General features: G+C 42.5%; 30 protein-coding genes and 3 pseudogenes. 28 read left to right on the plus strand and 5 right to left on the minus strand.

The annotated features are described in order from the left end of the window. The first annotated feature begins 62 nt into the window (after window positions 1–62). The 4 genes and pseudogenes from BLS24_RS07165 to BLS24_RS15585 form a co-directional block, all read left to right on the plus strand. A complete protein-coding gene (locus BLS24_RS07165) occupies window positions 63–371 on the plus strand; it encodes an ArsR/SmtB family transcription factor (RefSeq protein ID WP_091757524.1) in 309 nt (102 codons plus the stop codon). Between the two features lie 10 nt (window positions 372–381). After that, complete coding sequence (locus BLS24_RS07170; protein WP_091757526.1) at window positions 382–615, plus strand: thioredoxin family protein; 234 nt, start codon at window positions 382–384, stop codon at window positions 613–615. An 87-nt stretch (window positions 616–702) separates the two neighbouring features. Then, complete coding sequence (locus BLS24_RS07175; protein ID WP_176764365.1) at window positions 703–1,710, plus strand: permease; 1,008 nt, start codon at window positions 703–705, stop codon at window positions 1,708–1,710. 6 nt (window positions 1,711–1,716) lie between these two features. Continuing rightward, window positions 1,717–1,914 (plus strand): annotated as a pseudogene (locus tag BLS24_RS15585) (diguanylate cyclase); the annotation flags it as partial. A gap of 78 nt (window positions 1,915–1,992) precedes the next feature. On the opposite strand, the gene BLS24_RS07185 reads toward BLS24_RS15585, so the two are convergent. The 3 genes from BLS24_RS07185 to BLS24_RS07195 all read right to left on the minus strand — a co-directional run bounded on the left by BLS24_RS07185 (window position 1,993) and on the right by BLS24_RS07195 (window position 3,362). Continuing rightward, on the minus strand, window positions 1,993–2,322 hold the full coding sequence (locus BLS24_RS07185) for a hypothetical protein (protein ID WP_091757528.1): 330 nt from the start codon (window positions 2,320–2,322) through the stop codon (window positions 1,993–1,995). 21 nt (window positions 2,323–2,343) lie between these two features. After that, window positions 2,344–2,583: a helix-turn-helix transcriptional regulator gene (locus tag BLS24_RS07190; RefSeq protein ID WP_091757530.1), complete on the minus strand. Its 240-nt coding sequence runs from the start codon at window positions 2,581–2,583 to the stop codon at window positions 2,344–2,346. Between the two features lie 77 nt (window positions 2,584–2,660). Beyond that, entirely contained in the window at window positions 2,661–3,362 is a 702-nt protein-coding gene (locus tag BLS24_RS07195; RefSeq protein ID WP_091757532.1) for an XRE family transcriptional regulator, read from the minus strand. A 931-nt stretch (window positions 3,363–4,293) separates the two neighbouring features. Between BLS24_RS07195 and BLS24_RS07205 the strand changes: the two genes are divergently transcribed. The 18 genes and pseudogenes from BLS24_RS07205 to crcB all read left to right on the plus strand — a co-directional run bounded on the left by BLS24_RS07205 (window position 4,294) and on the right by crcB (window position 15,519). After that, window positions 4,294–4,632, plus strand: a complete 339-nt coding sequence (locus BLS24_RS07205) for a helix-turn-helix domain-containing protein (RefSeq protein WP_091757536.1) — start codon at window positions 4,294–4,296, stop codon at window positions 4,630–4,632. A 123-nt stretch (window positions 4,633–4,755) separates the two neighbouring features. Next, entirely contained in the window at window positions 4,756–6,051 is a 1,296-nt protein-coding gene (locus BLS24_RS07210) for an ATP-binding protein (protein ID WP_091757538.1), read from the plus strand. Between the two features lie 210 nt (window positions 6,052–6,261). Continuing rightward, window positions 6,262–6,834: a hypothetical protein gene (locus BLS24_RS07215; protein ID WP_044960409.1), complete on the plus strand. Its 573-nt coding sequence runs from the start codon at window positions 6,262–6,264 to the stop codon at window positions 6,832–6,834. Between the two features lie 3 nt (window positions 6,835–6,837). Continuing rightward, window positions 6,838–7,059, plus strand: a complete 222-nt coding sequence (locus BLS24_RS07220; RefSeq protein WP_091757540.1) for a DUF6462 family protein — start codon at window positions 6,838–6,840, stop codon at window positions 7,057–7,059. Window positions 7,060–7,166: 107 nt separating this feature from the next. After that, window positions 7,167–7,337, plus strand: coding sequence for a CopG family transcriptional regulator (locus BLS24_RS15110; protein ID WP_139221536.1), 171 nt, complete (start codon window positions 7,167–7,169; stop codon window positions 7,335–7,337). 35 nt (window positions 7,338–7,372) lie between these two features. Next, a pseudogene (locus BLS24_RS15530) lies at window positions 7,373–7,741 on the plus strand (integrase DNA-binding domain-containing protein); the annotation flags it as partial. A gap of 78 nt (window positions 7,742–7,819) precedes the next feature. Continuing rightward, a complete protein-coding gene (locus BLS24_RS15535; RefSeq protein ID WP_330388230.1) occupies window positions 7,820–8,602 on the plus strand; it encodes a tyrosine-type recombinase/integrase in 783 nt (260 codons plus the stop codon). Window positions 8,603–9,200: 598 nt separating this feature from the next. After that, window positions 9,201–9,659 (plus strand): DUF6462 family protein, encoded by a 459-nt coding sequence (locus BLS24_RS15615; RefSeq protein ID WP_330388227.1) that lies wholly within the window; start codon window positions 9,201–9,203, stop codon window positions 9,657–9,659. 13 nt (window positions 9,660–9,672) lie between these two features. Beyond that, the gene (locus BLS24_RS07240) at window positions 9,673–10,485 is read left to right on the plus strand and encodes a ParA family protein (protein WP_091757544.1); all 813 of its coding nucleotides are present in this window, start codon (window positions 9,673–9,675) and stop codon (window positions 10,483–10,485) included. Beyond that, the gene (locus tag BLS24_RS07245) at window positions 10,448–11,359 is read left to right on the plus strand and encodes a ParB/RepB/Spo0J family partition protein (RefSeq protein ID WP_091757546.1); all 912 of its coding nucleotides are present in this window, start codon (window positions 10,448–10,450) and stop codon (window positions 11,357–11,359) included. Before BLS24_RS07240 ends, BLS24_RS07245 begins: the two co-directional genes overlap by 38 nt. Before the next feature lies 1 nt (window position 11,360). After that, complete coding sequence (locus tag BLS24_RS07250; RefSeq protein WP_091757548.1) at window positions 11,361–11,726, plus strand: replication initiator protein A; 366 nt, start codon at window positions 11,361–11,363, stop codon at window positions 11,724–11,726. A gap of 65 nt (window positions 11,727–11,791) precedes the next feature. After that, window positions 11,792–12,742, plus strand: coding sequence for a DUF6017 domain-containing protein (locus BLS24_RS07255; RefSeq protein WP_091757550.1), 951 nt, complete (start codon window positions 11,792–11,794; stop codon window positions 12,740–12,742). A 79-nt stretch (window positions 12,743–12,821) separates the two neighbouring features. Further along, window positions 12,822–13,262, plus strand: coding sequence for a hypothetical protein (locus BLS24_RS07260; RefSeq protein ID WP_026499363.1), 441 nt, complete (start codon window positions 12,822–12,824; stop codon window positions 13,260–13,262). After that, on the plus strand, window positions 13,262–13,699 hold the full coding sequence (locus BLS24_RS07265) for a hypothetical protein (RefSeq protein ID WP_091757552.1): 438 nt from the start codon (window positions 13,262–13,264) through the stop codon (window positions 13,697–13,699). Before BLS24_RS07260 ends, BLS24_RS07265 begins: the two co-directional genes overlap by 1 nt. Window positions 13,700–13,752: 53 nt before the next feature. Continuing rightward, window positions 13,753–14,031, plus strand: a complete 279-nt coding sequence (locus BLS24_RS07270) for a type II toxin-antitoxin system RelE/ParE family toxin (RefSeq protein WP_091757556.1) — start codon at window positions 13,753–13,755, stop codon at window positions 14,029–14,031. A 17-nt stretch (window positions 14,032–14,048) separates the two neighbouring features. Continuing rightward, window positions 14,049–14,345, plus strand: a complete 297-nt coding sequence (locus BLS24_RS07275) for a HigA family addiction module antitoxin (protein WP_074891508.1) — start codon at window positions 14,049–14,051, stop codon at window positions 14,343–14,345. Between the two features lie 128 nt (window positions 14,346–14,473). Continuing rightward, the gene (locus tag BLS24_RS07280) at window positions 14,474–15,028 is read left to right on the plus strand and encodes a GNAT family N-acetyltransferase (RefSeq protein ID WP_091757558.1); all 555 of its coding nucleotides are present in this window, start codon (window positions 14,474–14,476) and stop codon (window positions 15,026–15,028) included. A gap of 122 nt (window positions 15,029–15,150) precedes the next feature. Then, the gene (gene crcB, locus BLS24_RS07285; protein WP_091757561.1) at window positions 15,151–15,519 is read left to right on the plus strand and encodes a fluoride efflux transporter CrcB; all 369 of its coding nucleotides are present in this window, start codon (window positions 15,151–15,153) and stop codon (window positions 15,517–15,519) included. Between the two features lie 103 nt (window positions 15,520–15,622). On the opposite strand, the gene BLS24_RS15225 is transcribed toward crcB, so the two are convergent. Further along, window positions 15,623–15,967, minus strand: a complete 345-nt coding sequence (locus BLS24_RS15225) for a TetR-like C-terminal domain-containing protein (protein ID WP_091757563.1) — start codon at window positions 15,965–15,967, stop codon at window positions 15,623–15,625. Between the two features lie 152 nt (window positions 15,968–16,119). Here BLS24_RS15225 and BLS24_RS07295 point away from each other — a divergent pair. After that, a pseudogene (locus BLS24_RS07295) lies at window positions 16,120–16,338 on the plus strand (PD-(D/E)XK nuclease domain-containing protein); the annotation flags it as partial. Window positions 16,339–16,353: 15 nt separating this feature from the next. On the opposite strand, the gene BLS24_RS07300 reads toward BLS24_RS07295, so the two are convergent. Continuing rightward, on the minus strand, window positions 16,354–16,605 hold the full coding sequence (locus BLS24_RS07300; protein ID WP_242872251.1) for a hypothetical protein: 252 nt from the start codon (window positions 16,603–16,605) through the stop codon (window positions 16,354–16,356). Between the two features lie 204 nt (window positions 16,606–16,809). Between BLS24_RS07300 and BLS24_RS07305 the strand changes: the two genes are divergently transcribed. The 5 genes from BLS24_RS07305 to BLS24_RS07325 all read left to right on the plus strand — a co-directional run bounded on the left by BLS24_RS07305 (window position 16,810) and on the right by BLS24_RS07325 (window position 20,921). Further along, complete coding sequence (locus BLS24_RS07305; RefSeq protein ID WP_091757567.1) at window positions 16,810–17,787, plus strand: alpha/beta hydrolase; 978 nt, start codon at window positions 16,810–16,812, stop codon at window positions 17,785–17,787. A gap of 39 nt (window positions 17,788–17,826) precedes the next feature. After that, a complete protein-coding gene (locus tag BLS24_RS07310; RefSeq protein ID WP_091757568.1) occupies window positions 17,827–18,273 on the plus strand; it encodes a flavodoxin in 447 nt (148 codons plus the stop codon). Between the two features lie 25 nt (window positions 18,274–18,298). Next, window positions 18,299–19,690, plus strand: coding sequence for an MATE family efflux transporter (locus BLS24_RS07315; RefSeq protein ID WP_091757570.1), 1,392 nt, complete (start codon window positions 18,299–18,301; stop codon window positions 19,688–19,690). 134 nt (window positions 19,691–19,824) lie between these two features. Next, window positions 19,825–20,364, plus strand: a complete 540-nt coding sequence (locus tag BLS24_RS07320; protein ID WP_091757572.1) for a glutathione peroxidase — start codon at window positions 19,825–19,827, stop codon at window positions 20,362–20,364. A 335-nt stretch (window positions 20,365–20,699) separates the two neighbouring features. Continuing rightward, window positions 20,700–20,921 (plus strand): hypothetical protein, encoded by a 222-nt coding sequence (locus BLS24_RS07325; RefSeq protein ID WP_091757574.1) that lies wholly within the window; start codon window positions 20,700–20,702, stop codon window positions 20,919–20,921. Window positions 20,922–21,027 lie beyond the last annotated feature (106 nt).

Consider the following 21,027-nt stretch of genomic DNA (forward strand, 5'->3'; position numbering starts at 1 on the left):
GACACACATCTATGTGTGATATAGTTCGCATAGATAATAGTCTATGCGAAAGGAGAACCGTGATGACAGCTAAGGAAGTAGCGCTGATCTGTAAGGCGATGTCAGATGAGAACAGGCTTAGGATCATAGAGATGCTGACAAAGGGAGAAAAGTGCGGATGCGACCTTCTTGAAAAGCTTCAGGTCACTCAGCCAACATTGTCGCATCATATGAAGGTTCTTGGAGACTGCGGGCTGGTGGAATCCAGAAAAGACGGAAAGTGGAGCTATTATTCCATCAATTGCGATAAGTTCAAGGAATTCAAGGACTATATTAACGATATTTCCTGCTGCGATTGTGTGGCAGATAAATGCTGCTGCAAGAAAGGTTAAGGTGGATACGATGGTAAATGTTAAGGTTTTAGGTGGTGGATGCAATAAGTGCGAGACACTTCTTGCCAATGCAAAGGAAGCAATCAGCAATCTCGGAGTAGAGGCTGAGGTCGAGTATATTACGGATTTTTCCGTGATCGCAGGTTATGGGATCATGTCTACTCCTGCTCTGGTGGTAAATGAAAAGGTTGTTTCAACAGGTAAAGTGCTTAAGACAGTGGAGATTGAGAAGTTCCTGAAGTAACAAGGCTTCTTCTTTTGTTCTGACCGGAGAAATCCGGTTTTATTTTGAAATTATACATAGACAAATGTCTATGTGAAAGGAGAAGTTATGATCTGGAAATTTATACAGGAACAGATACTTGGGATGAAGTGGCTGAATGACGTGATAGGAAACCTTTTGTCGCTTGTCGGTCTTGATATAACAACAAAGATCGGAGGAAGCATTCAGTTTTTCATCTATGACGTGATCAAGATAACGGTGCTCTTATGTGTCCTTATCTTCGGCATCAGTTATATTCAGAGCTACTTTCCGCCGGAAAGAAGCAAGAAGCTCATGAGTAAGTTTCATGGGATAGGTGCAAACACAGTTGCTGCACTTCTTGGGACGGTAACACCGTTTTGCAGCTGTTCATCCATCCCGATTTTCATAGGATTTACAAGCGCCGGACTTCCTATCGGAGTGACTTTTTCGTTTTTGATCTCATCGCCTATGGTGGATCTCGGAAGCCTGGTTCTATTGATGAGCATATTCGGACCGAAGGTTGCGATCATCTATGTAGTGCTCGGTCTTGTGATAGCTGTTATCGGCGGCTCAATCATAGAGCGTATGCATCTTGAAAATGAGCTTGAAGACGTTGTTAAGAATGCTCTTAAGGCAGGTCATGTAGATATCTCAGCCCCGGACCTTACACAGAAGGACAGACTGATCTTTGCAAGGGATCAGGTAGCTGAGACATTTAAGAAGGTATTTCCTTATATCCTGATTGGTGTAGGCATCGGAGCTGTGATCCACAACTGGATCCCGGAAAGCTGGATCGAGACAGTCCTTGGAAGCAAAAACCCTCTGGGTGTTCCGCTTGCGACACTGATCGGTGTGCCCATGTATGCTGATATATTCGGGACTATCCCTGTTGCGGAAGCGCTTTTAGCTAAGGGGGCACTGCTTGGAACAGTCCTTGCATTCATGATGGCAGTTACAACGCTTTCCCTTCCTTCGATGATCATGCTGAGGAAAGCGGTGAAGCCAAAACTGCTTGGAATCTTCATCGGGATATGCGTAATCGGTATCATCTTGGTCGGTTATGGATTTAACATTTTTCAGAGTATGGTTATTTAAGAGCATGAGGATCTTGGTGTTGCAAGCTGCTGGATCCACAGGGCTAAGGAAGAATTTGAATCAGAGGAAGGCAAAGAGATCCTTAAAAGCCTTGGTATAGAAGGTGATTATGAAGGCATCGGACACCTGGTCATCGGTTATGCCGCAGCACCTGCAAATAATGCTGCACCGAGAAAAGACGATTACGTGTACTATGCAAGATAGATATAAGCAAACCTGAGACAAAGATGTTTGTATAAGAAAAACCTGTACTATACCTGAAATATGGATAGTACAGGTTTTTTACATCGCTTGAGCTGGCAGCATGGCCTTGTCATCGATGTAATAATCGCAGGTGATCTTTCTGGAATTGTTGCCGTACATCTCGACGATCTCGGGAAGATTGTCATTGATGGCATCAAAGGTAAGCTCATGTTCTGAGCACCAAAGGACCGCTTTATCCAAGGCTTCACCGGCACGGCATGTCCAGAGGATTAGCTTGTTGCCGGAAGCCTGTTGGCGTTTGAGATATTCTATGAGAGGACGGTTAGGCTCGCCAAGCTCAGGCCAGTTGCTGTAGCAGAGCGTTCCGTCAAAGTCTACGGCGATGATCTGATATGCTGTTGTACTCATGACGGGCCTCCTTTCTTCAGGCTATGTATCAAGCCCTGATTTATGTGGCTGTGTAGTATGTTCTTCCTCCAGATGGAAGATATCTTCCACAGAGACTTTAAAATATGCTGCAAGGCGAAGAGCTGTTTCAAGGCTGGCCGGATTCTTTTCAAGCTCGATGTTGCTGATACTTTTTTCACACATACCGACAGCTATTGCAAGATCAGCCTGCTTTAAGCGCTGTTCCTTGCGCAGCTTCTTAAGATCGTTTTTGACTGCCATATAATCCCTCCCTTTTGGTTGACCTGATACGGGGAGCAATTATATTGTAGCAATCAACATGTACAATAATCTGGACTCTAACTCACAACCCGGCCAAAAGTTTTAAATGTTTCTCCTTCGGCAATCTCAATAGGATCGTACTTGTCATTCAGTGAAATGAGGTACGTTCCTTTTTTATTACTTTGAAGCTTCTTACAGTAGGCGTTTCCGTTGTAATAGAAAATCCCGATCTCTCCATCATTCAGTTCATCTGTCTTCTGGATCCACACGATCTGTTTATCCAGGTATCTCGGCATCATGCTGTCTCCGCTGATGCGCACTCCGAAATCAGCTGTCTCCGGAACTTCAGGTCCGACTTCGACTTCTTCATAGCTGTCGTTGTCAAGAAACTGACCGGTTCCTGCGGATACAGGCATATCATACAGATTGAGTATCCTGACAGGCTGTAGGATACGGACGGGAGCTGCCTGGTACTTTTCGGAGCCCTTCAGCAAGTCAATATAATTAAGCGCCATCGTCCTGCCTTCCTCATTGAGCTCAGCCATAGGATCGTCCGGATTGTATCCTCCTATAAACTGATTGAAGATATCCGTGATCCCGAGGATCTTGCACATCGCAAGAAACTGTACTGCGTTCGGAATGCTGTTACCGGTCTCCCAGGTGCTGTATGCTGCAGGTTTGGTAGGGATTCCCATTCCGGTAAGCTTATCGCAGATATCCTGTTGTGAGTATTTCAGGTTTTTCCGATATGCTGCAAATATGTTTCCGATATTGTCCATAAGTGACCTCTTTCTAAGTGTGGGATACAGCCCACACGTCTGTGAATCTAATATACTTCATAGGGCGGATAAAATCAATAGAAAAATCAAATATAATTAGAAAACGGAAATATGTTTCCATTGAAATCAAATTAGACTTGTTTTATATTAGATACTCGTAAGGGGTACACGTACTGGCCGGCCGGCAGAATGGTACCCCATACACAAGCAACTTTTGGGGAAGGGGCTTGCGGACCACGCTAACCTTCGGCGGTCGGAACTTGGTTCGCTGCTTGTTTGGGATGGAGGTAATGAACATGCCTATGATTGTTTACACGCGTAGGAGGATATGAACTATCTTCTTTCTGCGCAGGAAGAAAAATTGAATAAAGAGGTTTTTAGTGAGCTGCCCGGACCTCGGGGTATTATAGTCAGCTCGCTTTGCGGATCGACTAATCAACGTTTCGCAGTAATCTGTAAAGGTGACTTTCCCTTTCCTTTTCAGACTTCAGATCAAAACATTGAATTGGAGGTGAAGAGCCGAATGCAGGCGATTGATTTTTATTGCAAGAAGTGCAGGAAATCCATGCGGATCTCCTACGCACTGACCGGAGACAGGACGGCTCCGGCTATGAACGGCATTATGATAAAGTGCCACACTCACAAATGTACCAGAGTAGTGACCCTCAAGAATTTTACAGAGGGGCAGATCGTCGAGAGAACGGATGCTCTCGGAAAGTGCTACTTATAAGCTTTAGCGATCAGGACGAAATCAAGCGTGCATGACACGCATAATTACAACTAAATGAGGGCTTCATGATATGGGGGCATGACCCACCGCGGACGCATGAAAAGATAACCGGTAAAACGGAGTCTTTTCGTGCGTTTTGTTTATTGTAACGGACACAACAGTACATCTCTTTTTTCCGGTTCGCCCGGAAAGAAGGAGAAGATGAACATATCTATTAAGGAAGAAACATTAGGACAGAGGATCAGAGCACAGCGTATCAGACTTGGAATGACCCAGGAGGAACTGGCGGAGGAGATGAATACCACCAAAAGCATGATCTCTTATTATGAGAATGATCACGGGGATATGAAACAGAGCATGATCGCTGAGTTCGCTAAGGTTCTGGGGACTACGGTTGAGTATCTGGTGTGCGGCGTGATAAAGGAAGGCAGCCCGGATGCGTCCTCTGCGGAGATGCTGCAGCTGTTTTCTTCGATGGACGACCGGACGAAGGAGATCATGCTGATCCAGATGAGAGCGTTGGTGAAAGGAGGGTGCTGACATTTTTCCGATTGAAAAGTCAATATTCTTCCGATTCGAAACCTCACATTCTTCCGATTCAAGATTGATTTTTCTTCCGATTTAGGGTAAAATACTTTAAAAAGATAAGGAGCGAATGCCTGAATGAGTGAGAAAGAGTATATCAGCAGAATATTTGACGGAATTGTTGAATTTACCCTTAAGAGTAAAGGCGCACTGGTGATAGTCGGGCCTAAATGGTGCGGAAAATCTACTACGGCAAAGAGATATGCCAGGACGGTCATCGACCTGATGCCGCTTGAATCAAGGAATGAATATATAGAACTGGCGAAGATATCACCGGAAAACTTTTTAAACTATGGCCCCAAGCCGATACTGGTCGATGAGTGGCAGCATGTATCATTTATCTGGGATCAGGTAAAGTATGAAGTCGATAAAACTGGAGATTTCGGACAGTATATCCTGACCGGCAGCGTGACGGATAAGAGCAGGACTGAACTGGACGATGAAAGCAGCAGACATACCGGAAACGGGAGGATCATACGAAAAATGATGCGTACCATGTCTCTTTACGAAACGGGAGACAGTAACGGTACCGTATCACTGCTGGATCTTAAAAATGGTAAATTTTCCAAGGCAATGTCAAAGAAAGACATAAACGATTATGCTTATTATGTCTGCAGAGGGGGATGGCCGGTCGCCATAGGCAAGGACAGGGATGTATCTCTGGCACAGGCAAGGGATTATTACGAAGTTGTCGTTACGGATGATATCTTCTCATTGAAAGACATCCCTCTGAAGAAGGACGAACAGAAAGCGAGGAAACTTATGCGTTCCTACGCCAGAAATGTTTCCATAGCTGCGGCTGATACAACGCTTTTGGAGGATTGTGCCGGAAGTGATGATACATTTGATAAGGATGTATTTGCGAAATACTTGAATGCTCTCAGAAATCTGTATGTTATAGAGGAACTTCCTGCGTGGAATCCGAACCTCAGAAGCCAGGCAGCCATCAGGACAAAAGAGACAAGGCATTTTACGGACCCTTCCATCGGTGCTGCAGCTTTAGGCATAACTCCGGAGGGGATATTTAAGGATATAACAACATTCGGATTGCTGTTTGAATCGCTGGTAGTGCATGATCTAAGAGTATATGCTGATGCGATTGGAGCCCATGTTTATAAGTACCGTGATTCAAAAAAACGTGAGGCGGATGCCGTGCTTCAGTTTGCGGACGGTTCATGGGCGCTTGTTGAGGTAAAACTCGGTGGAGAAGATGATATCAGGAAAGCGGCCGATAACTTGATCAGGATTGCTGATGATATCGACCGTGAACGGATGGGAAAGCCGGCATTTCTTATGGTTGTTACAAAAAATAAGGTGGCATATCAGATGGAGAACGGAGTTTATGTTGTTCCGCTATGCTGTCTTAAAGATTAACAATTGAATATTCATATTTTGGTATGATAAAACAGGATCTCGTAACAGAGATCCTTTTTCTTTTGCACCAAGGTTCGATATTTTCGAACCCAAAGTTCGAAATTCTATGGAACGACTTTTTACATAGAGTTCCGTAGAATTGCATATGTAAGCAAGAGGTGACGCAAGCCGGCAAGCCTAACCTCCAATCAATTTCATGGAGGTGCGAACATGTGCATTACAGAAGATAAGTTGGTGGAAAGCTACGGGAAAGCAACTCCCCGTGAACGCTTCCGACTGATCTACAAGAACTATAGTATATTTCCACAGTTAGTGGACTGCTACGAAACCGGACTGTTCAATCGGATCCTCTTCGAGGTTGAATACAACAGACGGAAGAAAAATGATGATGACCTGGGCGTGAGGATCCAGACCAGTCATCGCAGCGATCCGACAGCTGCAAAAGCGATCGAGCATATCATGATCCGCGATGCCATCGAGGAGTGCAATTTCTCCGGGAACATCTTGAAGGAGACCGATGATCCCGAGAAGCATAAGCGGGACATCCTGACGATCCACATGATGCGCAGGGAATACGAGGTCTTTGATACAAGCCTCAAAGCACTTCCCCTGGCAGAATTCAAGATCACCTACAGTCATCTGCATGACGGTAGAAAGCTCGTAGAGATCGCGGAGGAAGAAGACAAGGCGTATCAGACGATCCTGAATATCGTATCGAAAACAAGAAAAAAGCTGGAAGGCAAGACGATTGCTTTCTTCAGGGAAACCATACAGGAGGGTTAGATCATGGGATATAAGAGAAAAGAATATGAGAATATGGAAGGACTCTTTACGAATGGTAAGAAAAAGTTCGTGAAATATGATGAGGGTGCAGCGATGTACTCCATGGGAATCCATGCATTTACCGAACTTGCCAAAGAAGCGAAAGCAATCTACCGCATCAGAAGGATCGTTCTGGTAAATACAGAGATCATCGACGAGTATATGGAGAACTTCAGAGACATTTAATGGAACAGTATGGAATGAAAATAAGATGCACGGCTTTCAAAAAAATACATTGATTTTTTGTGGGGCATTAAATATAATGTGAGTAGAGATCTGAAGGGAGCAGGAAGATGGCAAAACGCGGAAGGCCTACGGTAGAAGACAAAAAGTACATTAAGGTTGGATTTAGAGTTACCGAAGCGGAACGCGACAGACTTTTGGCATACTGCGAGAAGATGAATCTCACCCAAGCACAGGTCTTTAAGGAAGCACTTGAGCTCCTTTACAAGACCAAACCCTAAGAAAGCTGTGCCTCTCCAAAAAGGAGGTAAACAGATTGGCACAGAGCAGGAAGGACTCCCGCGGCTATACGCTCAGAAGCGGTGAGTGTCAACGGGCAGACGGACGCTACTCTTATTCTTACACTGACAGAAACAGGAAGCGCCACACCGTCTACGGAAAAGATCTCGTGGAACTTCGAAAGAAGGAACAGCAGATCAGACGCGATCTGGAGGATGGACTGGATCCCCAGAGAGCAGAGCGTGTCACAGTCAATGAGGTATACGATTCGTATATCAAACAGAAATACGACCTGAAACCGACTACCAGAACTACTTACGTTTATACTTACGATCACTATGTACGTGAGACTTTTGGGAAACGCAGGCTGATCAAGGTACGTTATTCGGATGTGAGAGAGTTTTATTATTCGCTCATGCTTGAGGAGGGTTTTTCACCTTCCGTCGTTGATAACGTGCATACCGTTCTTCATCCCGCATTTCAGATGGCTGTGCGCAACGGGCTTATCCGTGTAAATCCGGCAGCCGGAGTCCTCGGAGAGATCAAAAAGAGTCATGTGTGGGTAAAGACAAAGCGTAAGTCGCTCACGGTTCCCGAGCAGAAGGCATTCATGAATTATCTCTATTCCAATCATCTGTATCATGGATGGAAGCCGGTCATAACGGTTTTGATCGGAAGCGGAATGAGAATCGGAGAGTGCCTGGGCCTCAGGTGGGAGGATTTGGACTTCGAGAACAGGATCATCGACATCAATCACAGTCTGGTACATCGCAAGGTGGATGATTCGGGATCCAATTATCACATCAGCACGCCGAAGACGGAAGCAGGATGCCGCAGGATTCCGATGATCAGTGAAGTGTATGATGCATTCCTGGAGGAATATCAGATCCAGCAGATTACTGGCTTTTGCACACAGGAGATCGATGGCTATTCAGGATTCGTATTTGCCAGTTCGGGAGGATCGATCACAACACCCGGCGAAGTGAACCGTGCGATTCACAGTATTACGGCAGACTACAATAAAGAAGAGACTGCCTTGGCGCAGAAAGAAAAGAGAGAGCCTCTGCTCCTTCCGGACTTCTCTGCCCACCACTTGAGGCACACCTTCTGCACCAGACTTTGTGAGAACGAAACGAATCTGAAGGTGATCCAGTCAGTCATGGGTCATAAGGATATCCAGACTACGATGGACATCTATGCGGACTGCACAGAGGATAAAAAGAAGGAAGTCATCAAGAACATGGAAGACAAGATTTTTATCATGTAAAAGTGCCTGTGAAGAACAGCGCATTTTTTACTCAAAAAAGCCATACATCCTAATCCATCAGGCTACCGTGTTTTGATATCTGACGCACTGAGTACCACACGTTAAGACATCACTACGGAACGGGATGTAAAACAACGAAAGTGCCGAAATGGATTAGGACGGAATATAAAGGAGCAGGGCGGAGCGGGATGTGAATTCACGAACAAAAGTCCCAACGCTGAAATCCAGTAAGTAACGCACGGACTCATTAGGAATCACTGAAATCCATAGACGTACTATGTTATCCAAAAATGCAACATTTTTACAACGAATTCATTGGACAAGTACGGAGCTATTTGGACGTGTATGTAGTTTTTATTCAAAATAAATAGGACATCAGTGGTGTGTCAAAAGACAATTTCTACTTGCTTAAAAAACGCATTTTGGGATAGGAACTTTTAAAAGTTTCTATCCCAAGGTAATTGTCAAAGGAATAATCGGTTCAGACACATCACACATTTGACCACATTTCTCGAAGGAAGAGAAGATGTGGTTTTTTTGTACCCAAAATTCTGATCTTCTTAATTGCATCTCGTAACACCAGAAACGGAGGTTACAGATGAATCGTGGAAAATCCCCACCAGTTGACTTGGACAAGTATCTTGTCGGAAAAGAACATCGATATTGCACCTATCAGGACGGAGCCAGACTTTACAGCATGGCATATTGGTCATTTGTGACTCTGGCAAAAGAAGCCAAAGCCAATATAAAGCTTCGGAAAACTGCCCTTGTGGATTTAGATTTGATCGAACAGTATATTGAACAATTTTGTGAAGAAGAAAACGAAAGTGAGGAAGTATTCATGGCTAGAAGAAAGAAAATCGAAGATTTAGCAGAAATCGTTAAGGAAGGCAAAAAGAAATATGTCAGGTACGCAGAGGGAGCAGAGCTCTATTCAATGGGGCTTCATACCTTTGAAAGCCTTGCAAAGGAAGCCAAGGCCACAAGAAAGGTAAAGGGAGTGGTTCTCTGCAACACAGAAAAGATTGATGCGTTTATTGAGTCATTTGATGAATAAGGGGGAAAAAGAGATGTCTAAAGTTATAGCAGTAGCAAACCAAAAGGGCGGTGTAGGGAAGACAGTAACAAGCGTGGATCTTGGTATTGGGCTTGCCAGGGAAGGTTACAAGGTTCTCATGATAGATGCAGATCCTCAGGGGAGCATGTCGATAAGTCTTGGATGTGATGAACCGGACAGACTGGATTATTCTCTTGCCACAGCACTTGTAAATATTATCAATGACGAGCCCGTGGATGTATCAAAAGGAATTATCCACCATGCAGAAGGTGTTGATCTGATGCCGGGAAATATTGAGCTCTCAAGCTTGGAAATAAGCATGACCGGAGTTATCAGCAGGAAAACAATTCTCAGAGAATATGTGGATAACGCAAGAAATACTTATGATTTTGTGATTATTGACTGCATGCCATCCCTTGGAATGATGACGATTAACGCACTTGCCTGTGCAGATTCAGTAATTATTCCGTGCCAGGCAGCATATCTTCCTGTAAAGGGTCTTCAGCAGCTTATTAAGACCATAGGAAGGGTTAAGAGGCAGCTTAATCCCAAGCTCGAAATAGAGGGGATTCTCATCACTATGGTTGATAACAGAACCAATTATGCAAAAGATATAGCGGCTCAGATCTACGAAGTTTATTCCTCAAGCATAAATGTTTTTGAAACGGAGATCCCTCTTTCAGTAAGAGCTGCAGAAATAAGTGCTTCAGGAAGCAGTTTGTATCAGTACGATCCAAAAGGAAAAGCAGCATTTGCTTACACATCATTTATCAAGGAGGTTATGAACAATGGCACAAAGAGTTGGTCAGAAAGTAAAGCTATCTAGTATAGATGAGCTCCTCGGTGTTCCAAGCACCGAGGGGACTGTGGATCTTGATGTAATGACTATCTATCCTTTTGAAAACCATCCTTTCAGGGCCGTTGATGATGAAAAGATGGAAGAACTTGTTGAAAGCATCAAGGAAAGTGGAGTGCTTACTCCTGTTCTCGTAAGACCGGATGATGAAGGCACTTACGAGATGATTTCAGGACATAGAAGGCTTCACGCGGCTAAACGAGTTGGGCTTCGAAAGATTCCTGCAATCATCAAGGAAATGACCAATGATGATGCAACTATCGCCATGGTTAACGCAAATATGCAGAGGGAAGAGATACTTCCGAGTGAAAGAGCCTTTGCCTTAAAAATGAAGATGGATGCCTTGAATCATCAAGGTAAGCGTTCTGATTTAACTTTGTCTCTTGAAGAGACAAAGTTGCATTCGGCAACAGAAGTTGGCGAATCAGTGGGAATGAAAAGAGCACAAATACATAGATATATGCGACTCACATATCTAATTCCCAAGTTATTAACAATGGTTGATGAAGGAAGATTAGCTATTGCAGTAGCTGTAGAAATCTCCTATTTTAACCCAACCTATCAACAGTGGATATGGGAGTATATTCACGAAAACGGCATGATCAAGCAGGAACAGCTTATGGATCTTCGTCAATATCGTGATGATGACTCTCTTACACAGGAACAGATGATAGACATTCTTATCCAAAAGAGATCCACACCACAGACTAGGAAGAAGATCCTTATCACAGAACGTAAGCTCAACAAGTACTTCCCTGCTTATTATTCACAGTCTGAGATTGAAAGAGTTATCGTAAGTCTCTTGGAGCAATGGAAGGCATCGCAGGAAAGTGAGGAACAGTAATATGATGGACTATTTTTACAACACCCAGGCACAGCAATTTGCTTCTGTAGAGATACCAAGAGAGCTGCTTACAGGGAAGAGATTTTCTTCCCTGTCGGCTTCGGCCAAAATGCTTTATGCAGTTCTTTTGGACCGAATGGGCGAAGCTAAGAAACATAATTGGTTTGATGATGATAACAGAGTCTACATCATTTATCCGTTAAGCAAGATTCAGGAAGATATCAATTTCTCCAAGCACACAATAATTGATTGTATGAATGAACTGGAAGAATTTGGTCTTATATATAAGTTACAGGCAAAAGGTAAGCCAAGCAAGATCTACGTCAAAAATTTCAATCGTAGATGCAGATTTCAGCTGATTGGGTAGTGCAGAAATTGCACCACTTAAATCCATGGAACGTCACAGAAAATCATTGAAGGGAGGAAAAACGAGTGAGCGAAAGAATTATTTTTGACTATTTCAGCGGTCAGGAATCAGAAATGCTTGCCTTTTACAGAATACCAAAGCTTTTGTTCACAAACGCCTATTTTAGCGGGCTTGACGCTCTTGCTAAGACACTTTACGGTCTTATGCTTGATAGAATGTCATTATCCCTTAAATATAAGTGGTTTGATGAGCTTCAGAGGGCATATATATACTTTGCACAGCAGGAAGCCGCAGAAATGCTGGGCTGCGGGGAAGATAAGATCAGATGTCTTTTTAAGAGTCTTGAGGAATATGGGCTCATAGAGCGCAAAAAGCAGGACCAGGGGAAGCCTACCAAGATCTATCTCAAGAACTTTGCTTCAAGGGAAAATGAAGAAGTTCAGACCTTGGAAAAACCAAGTTCTGGAACAAATATGGAAATTTTAGACCCCGGAAATATCGGGGTCAAGACCACGGGAATTTCGGGTTCTAGACCAAGCGAAAATCCGGTTCTAGACCACGGAGAATCCGACCCTAATTATATTAATATTAATAATACTAAAAGAGTTATAAATACTAATCATATCTCTTCGATGAAAACCGATTTGAATGATGAGTATAATGCCTATGCAGAAATTATCAGGGAAAATCTGTGCATTGATATCATGCTGGAAAGATATCCTCATGATACAGAGATTATTGAAGGCATCTATGATCTGGTGCTTGAGACAGTTCTTTGCCAGAATCCAACCATTTGGATCTCCAAGAACGAGTATCCTACAAATCTTGTTAAGTCCAAGTTCCTGAAGCTTAACCATATGCATCTTGAGTATGTTATGGGATGTATGAAGGACAATACTACTAAAGTGCGGAATATAAAGAACTATCTATTAGCAGCTCTTTTCAACGCACCAACGACTATGGGGAGCTATTACCAGTCCGAGGTCAGTCATGATCAGGCATACAGAGCCATGTAGAAGCATTTGACATATATGTTCAACACTCATATAATCAGAGTATAACATAACTGTTCAACACTCATAGGAGGATGAAGATATGCCAAGAGTAAATTTATCACTTACACAGGATATGTATGATCGTATTGAGAAGGAAGCCAAGAAGCAGAACATCACAGTCAATTATTATATCTGCGAGATGCTGGAAGAGCGCTTTGGTAAAAGAACTACCTACGACTATACAGTAGCCGTTGGCGAGATGATCAAGGAAGCCAAGAAAATGGATAAAGAGTTTACTTTGGCAGATCTTCCTACCTTTGCAGATGTGAATGAAGTCCTTGTAGAGTACAAGATCAAGGAATCACCGGCACAGATAAGAGCCCGTCTCGGAAAGATGTTCAATGAGGCAGTCAAGAAGGGTACAGCCAAAGGCGTAGAGAGAGCCACAACTATAAAAGACGGCGAAGAGCAGCTCAAGTTCTATTGCAGGGCTGCAGTGTATGTCAACAAATTGAATCAGATTAAAAAGGGTGACAAATAATGTGGGATGAAGATAAGTTTTTCTTTAATAGACACGATAGCGTATCAGATAGTGTTTCAAGCAGTGCTGCCGGCGCTCTGGGAGGTCTTGCTGCTATTCCGCTTGCATTGGTCCTTTCAGCTGTTGGGATTCTCATTATGAGGATTGATATCCTCAATGCTGCCAGTGCTGGCTTTATTCCATTATTCCTTACTCGTAACATGGGATTGGATTCAAAAACGTGTCTGATTATATATGGGGTAACTGTAATTGCTATGCTCATTCTTGAACACTGTTTTACTATTGCCAAGATCCTGGGAAGTATTATAGGATGCTTGGTTGTCGCTTTTCTATGCTATGAACTTAGTGATGTGACACCTATGAACACACGGCTGACAATTACTGGTGTTGGAACAGTTATAACTATTTTGCTTAATATCAGATTCTGGAAAAGGTAAATAATAAAGAAAGGAAGTTTGACACCTGTAACGTTACAGGTTATAATAATGACATGATAAAATCGTTTGCACATAAAGGCTTAAAAGACTTCTATGAAACTGGTTCAAAGAAGGGGATTCAGCCAGATCATGCACCGAAATTAGCGAGAATGCTTGACCGATTGGATGCCAGTACCAGTGCTCAAGATATGAACTTGCCTGGGTATAGATTACACCCACTTAAAGGTGATAAGCAGGATATGTGGTCTGTTACTGTCAATGGTAATTGGAGAATGACTTTTTACTTTGAGGGTCAGGATGCATTTCTTGTAGACTACATGGATTATCACTGAGGAAGGAGGAAAAATACATGACTAGAAGACCGACACATCCAGGAAATGTATTCTTGGAAGATGTAATGAAACCATTGAATCTCACAGTTACCGATGCAGCGAGAATGCTAGGAGTAAGTAGAAAAGCATTGTCAGAGTTTGTTAATGAGAAAGCTTCTCTTAGCCCGGAAATGGCTATAAGGATAAGCAAGGCAACTAATACATCTCCAGAAAGCTGGATGAATATGCAGCAGAAACTGACGCTTTGGACAGCACAACAAAATGAACCATCAAATGTAATACCTTTTCCTTTGGACGCAGTAAAAGAGGGATGATTGTAATAGCTCTGGAATCAAGATTTGATTAGTTGATGTCCGGGGCTATTTTATTTTTGTCTGAAAAAAGGTATGATAATCCATAAGTTGTCGGAAAAGATGATAGGGAAAAGGGAAAGTAGGATAAGATGAAGCATTGCGGGACACAGACTATCGAAACAGAAAGACTTATACTGAGGCAATTCAAGAGTGAAGATGCCGATGCCATGTTTAAGAACTGGGCAAATGATGAAGAAGTAACTAAGTATCTGACTTGGCCACCTCATGGAACGGTGGATGTTACAACAGAGATTTTAAAACAGTGGGTGGATTCATATAAGGATGAAAAGTACTATCAGTGGGCTATTGTTCTAAAAGAAATAGATGAACCAATAGGAAGTATCTCTGCAGTTGGTATGAAAGAGAGTATAAACATGATTCATATCGGATACTGTATCGGAAGGTGCTGGTGGAATCAGGGTATTACATCTGAAGCATTAAAAGCAGTCATAGATTTCTTTTTTGACAAGGTGGAAGCAAATCGCATCGAATCAAGGCATGATGTTAATAATCCACACTCCGGTATGGTCATGAAAAAATGTGGAATGAAGTACGAAGGGACACTCCGTAGCTCAGATATTAACAACCAGGGACTTAATGATTCCAGTTGGTATGCAATTCTAAGATCAGACAGGCTTTTATAAGAAGACTGGAATGAAAAAGGCTGTTGAAGTAATGAAATACAACCACATAGAATGGACGGAATGGACAGTATGAGTGACCGGTAGGAGTATATTTCAGTATATATGACAATAGAGAGGTTGATATGAATTTTCTATTTGTAGCACTTGGTGGTGCCTTGGGTGCAGTAGCGCGATATGCAATAAGTCTGATTCCTGTTAAGACTTATTTTCCGATATTAACTCTGATTACAAATATCCTCGGTGCCATACTAATTGGATTCGCTGTTGGAATTACCAGTAACCGAGAAAGTGTATCTGATAATACCATTCTTTTCTGGAAGACAGGGGTGTGTGGAGGTTTTACCACATTCTCTACATTTTCCCTTGAAGCTTTTAATTTGTTTGAGAAGAAACAATATATGAATGGCGGATTATATGTGGCACTGAGTTGTTGTTGCTGCATATTTGGAATTCTATGCGGAAAGAAACTTGCGACGATAATAAAACTTTGAATTCCAGAATAAATCAGAACGATAACTCGGCAGTTTTCCGTCTTTTATAAGTTTTGCTCCGGTCTGATGGTAGTTGAAGCTTATCCCGTTTTCGATGCATGCATTATGTAATATCTCCACTGCTTTCATTGTCTTGGTGCGCCAGGCTAAAGAGAATTTTTAATTCTTTGCCACCTTCATGCATACCACGTTTGATCCATTCCAGCATCCATCCGTAAATGCCATATGCCCAAAAAGATTTCATGTATGCTTCAAGGTTGGGCATTTCAGGCATTATCTGAATGGTGCTAATTATGGTTTCCATCATGATGGAAGACATACCTGCGTTATAGAGAATCGTATAAAATTCTCTATGATCACGGTAAAAGTCGAATAATGAGGGGAACAAACTTTCCGGCGTTGATTCGGGGTTAGGCAGCCTTATTGTTTCGACAGTAGGTGCTTGCATCTGTATCTGGGCTGGAAGAAAGCTCTTTACATGAATAGTACTCGGCAAAGGCGGTCTGTGGACGATGATTCATGGAGCGCCTTTTTTATGTGTTTTTTGCTTCGACAAAAGCTTCTATTATTTATGTTTTGAAGAAGTGAAGATATGATGTCAGCATGTTCCCTAAACAGAATAGCCTTCCGGGAATTATTATCGAGGTCAAATGGGATACAGACCTTGATGACAAAGCTCTAGACAAACTTGCAACAAAGGCTTTGGAGCAGATAGATAACAAAAATTATGAGGCTGAAATGCGTGATGACGGAATAACTGACATCATAAAGTTCGGAATGGCCTTTTCCGGTAAGCATGTTTTGATTAAGACGAGATAGCTATTGTCGATTATGTTAGAATCTCTCTAGCATCTCTTGAACAGCATCTTTAAGTTCACCACTGAAATCGTTAAGATCTTCGGTGGTGATTACTTTTTTCTTAATCATAGTAGCAATATTCCAAATGGATTCTGATTTACTGATTTCAAGTAAGACCCAAGGGTTCTTTTTGTCTTTTTCGATACGATCTTCCAAGGTCCAGAACTTATCAGATGCCGGTTTTGGACTATAAAGTAATTTAGAATATTCTTTTATCAGCTTTTCCATATAAGCTTCTTATCAATAAATATCATTTGTGAAAAAAATAAATTTAAAGGTAAGCCCGGACACGAAAAAACATAAATTGCAATCAATTTAATTGCATTTAATTTAAAATGTGATATGATAATACCGTAACAGAAAACAGTTTCAATTCGTGAGTGCACCGGATAAGGCTTTGCACGCAGGATAACTGGAGGATATTACGATCACATGAATAAGAAGAATAAATTATCAAAAATAATAAAGTGGGTAGTAGCCATTGTGCTCATTGCTTTTGTGGCACTTGATATTTTTGCAGGCAACTACCTTGTTACATTTGCAATTTCACGTTCTACAGCATCCGGAATAGCTGTTGCACCGACTCCAACGACTTCTGACGATACGAAGAACACGGTTGACCGGGTATGGAAGGAGATAAGCGAGTTAACTAACAACTGGGTCGACAGTTCAGCAAAAGAGGTTGTCTCTATCAGTTCTTCTGACGGCTTAAATCTGGTCGGTGATGTTTTTACCACCGATGCTAACAGCCATAACTGGGTCATTGCAATACATGGTTACACAGGTAAGCGTCAGCAGATGTATTCCTATGCAAGATATTATGCTGAGCAGGGCTACAATGTTCTTACCCCGGATATGCGATCCCATGGAGACAGTGAAGGTAAATTCATTGGAATGGGATGGCTCGACAAGGAAGATGTAAAACTCTGGATCGATCATGTACTTGGCATCGATCCTGATGCGCAGATAATTCTCCATGGAGTATCCATGGGAGGCGCAACTGTTATGATGACATCAGGAGAGGATCTTCCGCATAATGTAAAGGCAATAATCGATGACTGCGGATACACTTCAGTATGGGATGAGTTTACTGATGAGGCCAGATATCTTTTCAATATCTCGCAGTTCCCGATCCTTTATACTGCCAGTGCTATTTCCAAGATAAGGGCAGGATATACTTTCCAGGAAGCCTCTGCTCTAGAGCAGGTCAAAAACACCTCGATCCCCATATTCTTTATACATGGCGAAGAGGATAACTTTGTAAATACAAGAATGGTCTACAGCTTATATGATGCTTGTAACTCTCAGAAAGACCTCTATGTGGTCGAAGGAGCCGGTCACGGACAGGCACTGTATATGGACCCTGACAAGTACTTTACAAAAGTTTTTGGATTTATAAATTCACTTTGATAACAAATAAAATGATCGAACAGATAGGAGGAAACAAAGATGAGTACATTAGTTACATTTTTTAGCGCAGAAGGAACAACCAAAAAAGTGGCAGAGGAGTTTGCTCAGAAGATAAATGCAGATATCTATGAGATTGTGCCTGAGGAACTGTACACAAAGGCTGATATCAACTATATGAATCCCCTTTCAAGATGCAATAAAGAGCAGATTGGGAAAAAAAATGTCCCCGTTAAAGGAAAGGTTCAGGACTTCGATAAGTACGACACCGTATATGTCGGTTTCCCTATCTGGTATGCTGCAGCACCAAGAGTAGTCTACACTTTCTGCAAGGGATATAACTGGGAAGGCAAGAAAGTATACGCCTTTGCAACATCAGGCGGAAGCGGAATAGGAAAGACTGCAGAAAAACTTGAGGAGTACGTTAAGGGGGCTGCATCTGTAGAGGCAAAGCTTATACATACCGCTGATGAGATCGTGAACTGGTAATTGTAAGGAATAAGGATGGCACGATATGAAATATAAATCTTTTAAAGCTGTTGATATGACTGTGGGGGCGCCATGGAAGCAGATACTTAAATTTACTATACCTATGCTGCTTGGAAATGTTGCCCAGCAGCTATACAGCACTGTAGACAGCATTATTGTTGGAAGATACGTTGGCGATAATGCTTTGGCTGCAGTTGGAAGTGCGGCTCCTATTCTTAATCTTCTGTTGGTTATGTTTATAGGTGTAAGTATTGGTGCGACGATAATGGTTGCTCAATATCTGGGAGCCAAAAACAGAGACGCTCTGTCCTGGACAATAGGAAACTGTTTCACTCTTATCTTTATTGCGTCAGTTTCAATGACTGTGATCGGAGTCATCATAGCAAGACCGATGTTATCGTTACTTAGAACACCTGAGAGCATTATTGACTGGAGTGCAAGTTATCTTAGGATACTGTTTCTCGGTTCGATCGGACTGGGCTTTTATAATATCTTAAGTGGTGTCCTGAGGGGACTTGGAGATTCGGTTTCTGCGCTGGTTTATCTTATCATTTCAAGCGTGATCAACATTGTATTGGATATTCTTTTTGTGGCGAGATTCAACATGGGCGTGTCCGGTGTTGCTCTTGCTACGATAATCGCGCAGGCATTTTCTGCCATATTATGTATCAATCGTCTGAGAAAAATGGGCGATGTATTTGATTTTGGAATAAAGTTTTTTAAATGGCAGGGAAACTATGCGGGACAGATAATAAGACTTGGATTCCCTTCCGGAATCACGCAGGCCATCTTTTCCATGTCTATCGTCCTGGTGCAGTCTCTTACTAATACCTTTGGTGAGCAGCTTATCACTGCAAGTGTGATCATACAGCGTGTGGATGGATTTGCAGTGCTTCCTATTTTCTCTTTCGGATCGGCTCTGACAACTTATGCAGGTCAGAATATCGGTGCGGGAAATAAGGAAAGAGTTGAACAGGGTTCAAGACAGGGCCTTTTGCTGTCGCTGATCTTTTCTGTAGCGATAGTGGCAGTCATCCTTACGTTTGGCAGGGGCCTGATGGGAATATTTACAGATACAGAGGAACTCGTTGATCTTAGCATGCACCTTATGAGGATTCTGGCAGGCGGTTATCTGTTAATGGCTATCATTCAGTCCCTTACCGGTGTAATGCGTGGTGCGGGAGATACAGTGACACCTATGTGGATATCTATCATCGAGACCTTTTTCCTCAGAATGCCGCTGGCCTACATTATGGTATATATGACACGTTCCGCGGCTAATCCACTTGGCGATCGCGACATGATCTATTGGTCACTTCTTATAGCCTGGATCATTGGTGCGATCATGAGTATTGTGCTGTACAGATATGGAAAATGGAGAAAGATAGGACCTGTCAGCCAGCAAATTTCCGATTAATAAACTGTCGGGGCTTGATTTTTGACGATATATTATTATAATTAAAATTGTACACAATTAAATGTTGCGAAATGCAGCATTGCATTCGAACAAATAATGAGCAGATTAATTAAAAAGAAAAGGAGAATGAAACAATGATCTACGATTACACACTTAAGACCGGAACCGGCGAAGAGCTTAATCTTGCTGATTACAAGGGAAAGGTAGTTATGGTGGTCAACACAGCTACAGGATGTGGCTTTACACCTCAGTATGCACCTATTGAGCAGATGTATACCAAGTACCACGAGAAAGGTCTTGAGATAGTTGATGTTCCCTGTAACCAGTTTGGAGGACAGGCTCCCGGAACAGATGACGAGATCCATGAGTTCTGCACACTTCATTACAACACAACCTTCCCTCAGATGGCAAAGGCTGATGTAAATGGTGAGAACGAGCTTCCTCTTTATACATATCTTAAGTCTCAGAAGGGATTTGAGGGATTCCAGGAGCATGAGTTCAAGGCGCTTCTTGAGAAGATGTTTGCTGAAGCAGATCCTGAATGGGATAAGAAGCCTGACATTAAGTGGAACTTCACTAAGTTCATTATTGACCGTGAGGGAAACGTTGTTGCAAGATTTGAGCCTACAGCTGATGTAAAAGATGTTGAGGCTTGCATTACATCTTTGCTTTGATAAAAAAGTAGAATTCTGATAGCTATTTTTAGATGGGTCAAGAGACTTTTATCCTGTTGTTATGGATGAGGGCGCAACACTGCAGCTTCCTTATTACATCACAGCATATCCGACTACATTTATAATAAATCCGGAAGGCTATGTCCTTGGCTACATCCCCGGTAGCATGACAAAAGAAATAATGGAAGATGTGATAGATCAGGCGAGAAAATGAAAATATCTACGCTGATTGCAAGAGGCTTAAGCCACTTTACGACTACATAAGCGGGCATGATGTTAACAGGCTCTTTTGCATATCCAGGGAACCGCATGGACATGAGGCATGGAAATCAGAGATGGTGGAAAGGCTTTACGGAATTCCTGCATCGCACTGCTTCTATACTTTGGAGGCAAAAGAAAAGCCGCAGATTGTCATGGACAAGGTAAAAGAGCTGTTTCCTGATATTTCGCCTGAGTCTGTAGTCCTCATGGATGACAATGATGACACTTTGGGAATGTATATGGCCCAGACTCCGTTTTGCACAGCACATCCCATGATATTTATGGAGTATCTTTGATTTTGATATTCGGATATGACACACGGTTTATTGCGGAGGAAAATCCCGCATACTGTGAATGGTAACCGGAGAGAATTTTACGGCTTTTTTGGCAGACTATATTGCT

It is taken from the genome of Butyrivibrio sp. INlla18 (assembly GCF_900103635.1).
GTDB lineage: Bacteria > Bacillota > Clostridia > Lachnospirales > Lachnospiraceae > Butyrivibrio.

Coding starts and splice junctions, on each gene's coding strand:
- BLS24_RS07305 (WP_091757567.1), top strand. CDS start 16,810: ATGAATAAGAAGAATAAATTATCAAAAATAATAAAGTGGGTAGTAGCC.
- BLS24_RS07245 (WP_091757546.1), top strand. CDS start 10,448: ATGGCACAAAGAGTTGGTCAGAAAGTAAAGCTATCTAGTATAGATGAG.
- BLS24_RS07260 (WP_026499363.1), top strand. CDS start 12,822: ATGCCAAGAGTAAATTTATCACTTACACAGGATATGTATGATCGTATT.
- BLS24_RS07315 (WP_091757570.1), top strand. CDS start 18,299: ATGAAATATAAATCTTTTAAAGCTGTTGATATGACTGTGGGGGCGCCA.
- BLS24_RS07215 (WP_044960409.1), top strand. CDS start 6,262: ATGTGCATTACAGAAGATAAGTTGGTGGAAAGCTACGGGAAAGCAACT.
- crcB (WP_091757561.1), top strand. CDS start 15,151: ATGAATTTTCTATTTGTAGCACTTGGTGGTGCCTTGGGTGCAGTAGCG.
- BLS24_RS07275 (WP_074891508.1), top strand. CDS start 14,049: ATGACTAGAAGACCGACACATCCAGGAAATGTATTCTTGGAAGATGTA.
- BLS24_RS07195 (WP_091757532.1), bottom strand. CDS start 3,362: ATGGACAATATCGGAAACATATTTGCAGCATATCGGAAAAACCTGAAA.
- BLS24_RS07190 (WP_091757530.1), bottom strand. CDS start 2,583: ATGGCAGTCAAAAACGATCTTAAGAAGCTGCGCAAGGAACAGCGCTTA.
- BLS24_RS15110 (WP_139221536.1), top strand. CDS start 7,167: ATGGCAAAACGCGGAAGGCCTACGGTAGAAGACAAAAAGTACATTAAG.
- BLS24_RS07270 (WP_091757556.1), top strand. CDS start 13,753: ATGATAAAATCGTTTGCACATAAAGGCTTAAAAGACTTCTATGAAACT.
- BLS24_RS07175 (WP_176764365.1), top strand. CDS start 703: ATGATCTGGAAATTTATACAGGAACAGATACTTGGGATGAAGTGGCTG.
- BLS24_RS07325 (WP_091757574.1), top strand. CDS start 20,700: ATGGTGGAAAGGCTTTACGGAATTCCTGCATCGCACTGCTTCTATACT.
- BLS24_RS15535 (WP_330388230.1), top strand. CDS start 7,820: ATGGCTGTGCGCAACGGGCTTATCCGTGTAAATCCGGCAGCCGGAGTC.
- BLS24_RS07300 (WP_242872251.1), bottom strand. CDS start 16,605: ATGGAAAAGCTGATAAAAGAATATTCTAAATTACTTTATAGTCCAAAA.
- BLS24_RS07320 (WP_091757572.1), top strand. CDS start 19,825: ATGATCTACGATTACACACTTAAGACCGGAACCGGCGAAGAGCTTAAT.
- BLS24_RS07240 (WP_091757544.1), top strand. CDS start 9,673: ATGTCTAAAGTTATAGCAGTAGCAAACCAAAAGGGCGGTGTAGGGAAG.
- BLS24_RS07265 (WP_091757552.1), top strand. CDS start 13,262: ATGTGGGATGAAGATAAGTTTTTCTTTAATAGACACGATAGCGTATCA.
- BLS24_RS15615 (WP_330388227.1), top strand. CDS start 9,201: ATGAATCGTGGAAAATCCCCACCAGTTGACTTGGACAAGTATCTTGTC.
- BLS24_RS07210 (WP_091757538.1), top strand. CDS start 4,756: ATGAGTGAGAAAGAGTATATCAGCAGAATATTTGACGGAATTGTTGAA.
- BLS24_RS07185 (WP_091757528.1), bottom strand. CDS start 2,322: ATGAGTACAACAGCATATCAGATCATCGCCGTAGACTTTGACGGAACG.
- BLS24_RS07220 (WP_091757540.1), top strand. CDS start 6,838: ATGGGATATAAGAGAAAAGAATATGAGAATATGGAAGGACTCTTTACG.
- BLS24_RS07165 (WP_091757524.1), top strand. CDS start 63: ATGACAGCTAAGGAAGTAGCGCTGATCTGTAAGGCGATGTCAGATGAG.
- BLS24_RS15225 (WP_091757563.1), bottom strand. CDS start 15,967: ATGCAAGCACCTACTGTCGAAACAATAAGGCTGCCTAACCCCGAATCA.
- BLS24_RS07280 (WP_091757558.1), top strand. CDS start 14,474: ATGAAGCATTGCGGGACACAGACTATCGAAACAGAAAGACTTATACTG.
- BLS24_RS07170 (WP_091757526.1), top strand. CDS start 382: ATGGTAAATGTTAAGGTTTTAGGTGGTGGATGCAATAAGTGCGAGACA.
- BLS24_RS07250 (WP_091757548.1), top strand. CDS start 11,361: ATGATGGACTATTTTTACAACACCCAGGCACAGCAATTTGCTTCTGTA.
- BLS24_RS07310 (WP_091757568.1), top strand. CDS start 17,827: ATGAGTACATTAGTTACATTTTTTAGCGCAGAAGGAACAACCAAAAAA.
- BLS24_RS07205 (WP_091757536.1), top strand. CDS start 4,294: ATGAACATATCTATTAAGGAAGAAACATTAGGACAGAGGATCAGAGCA.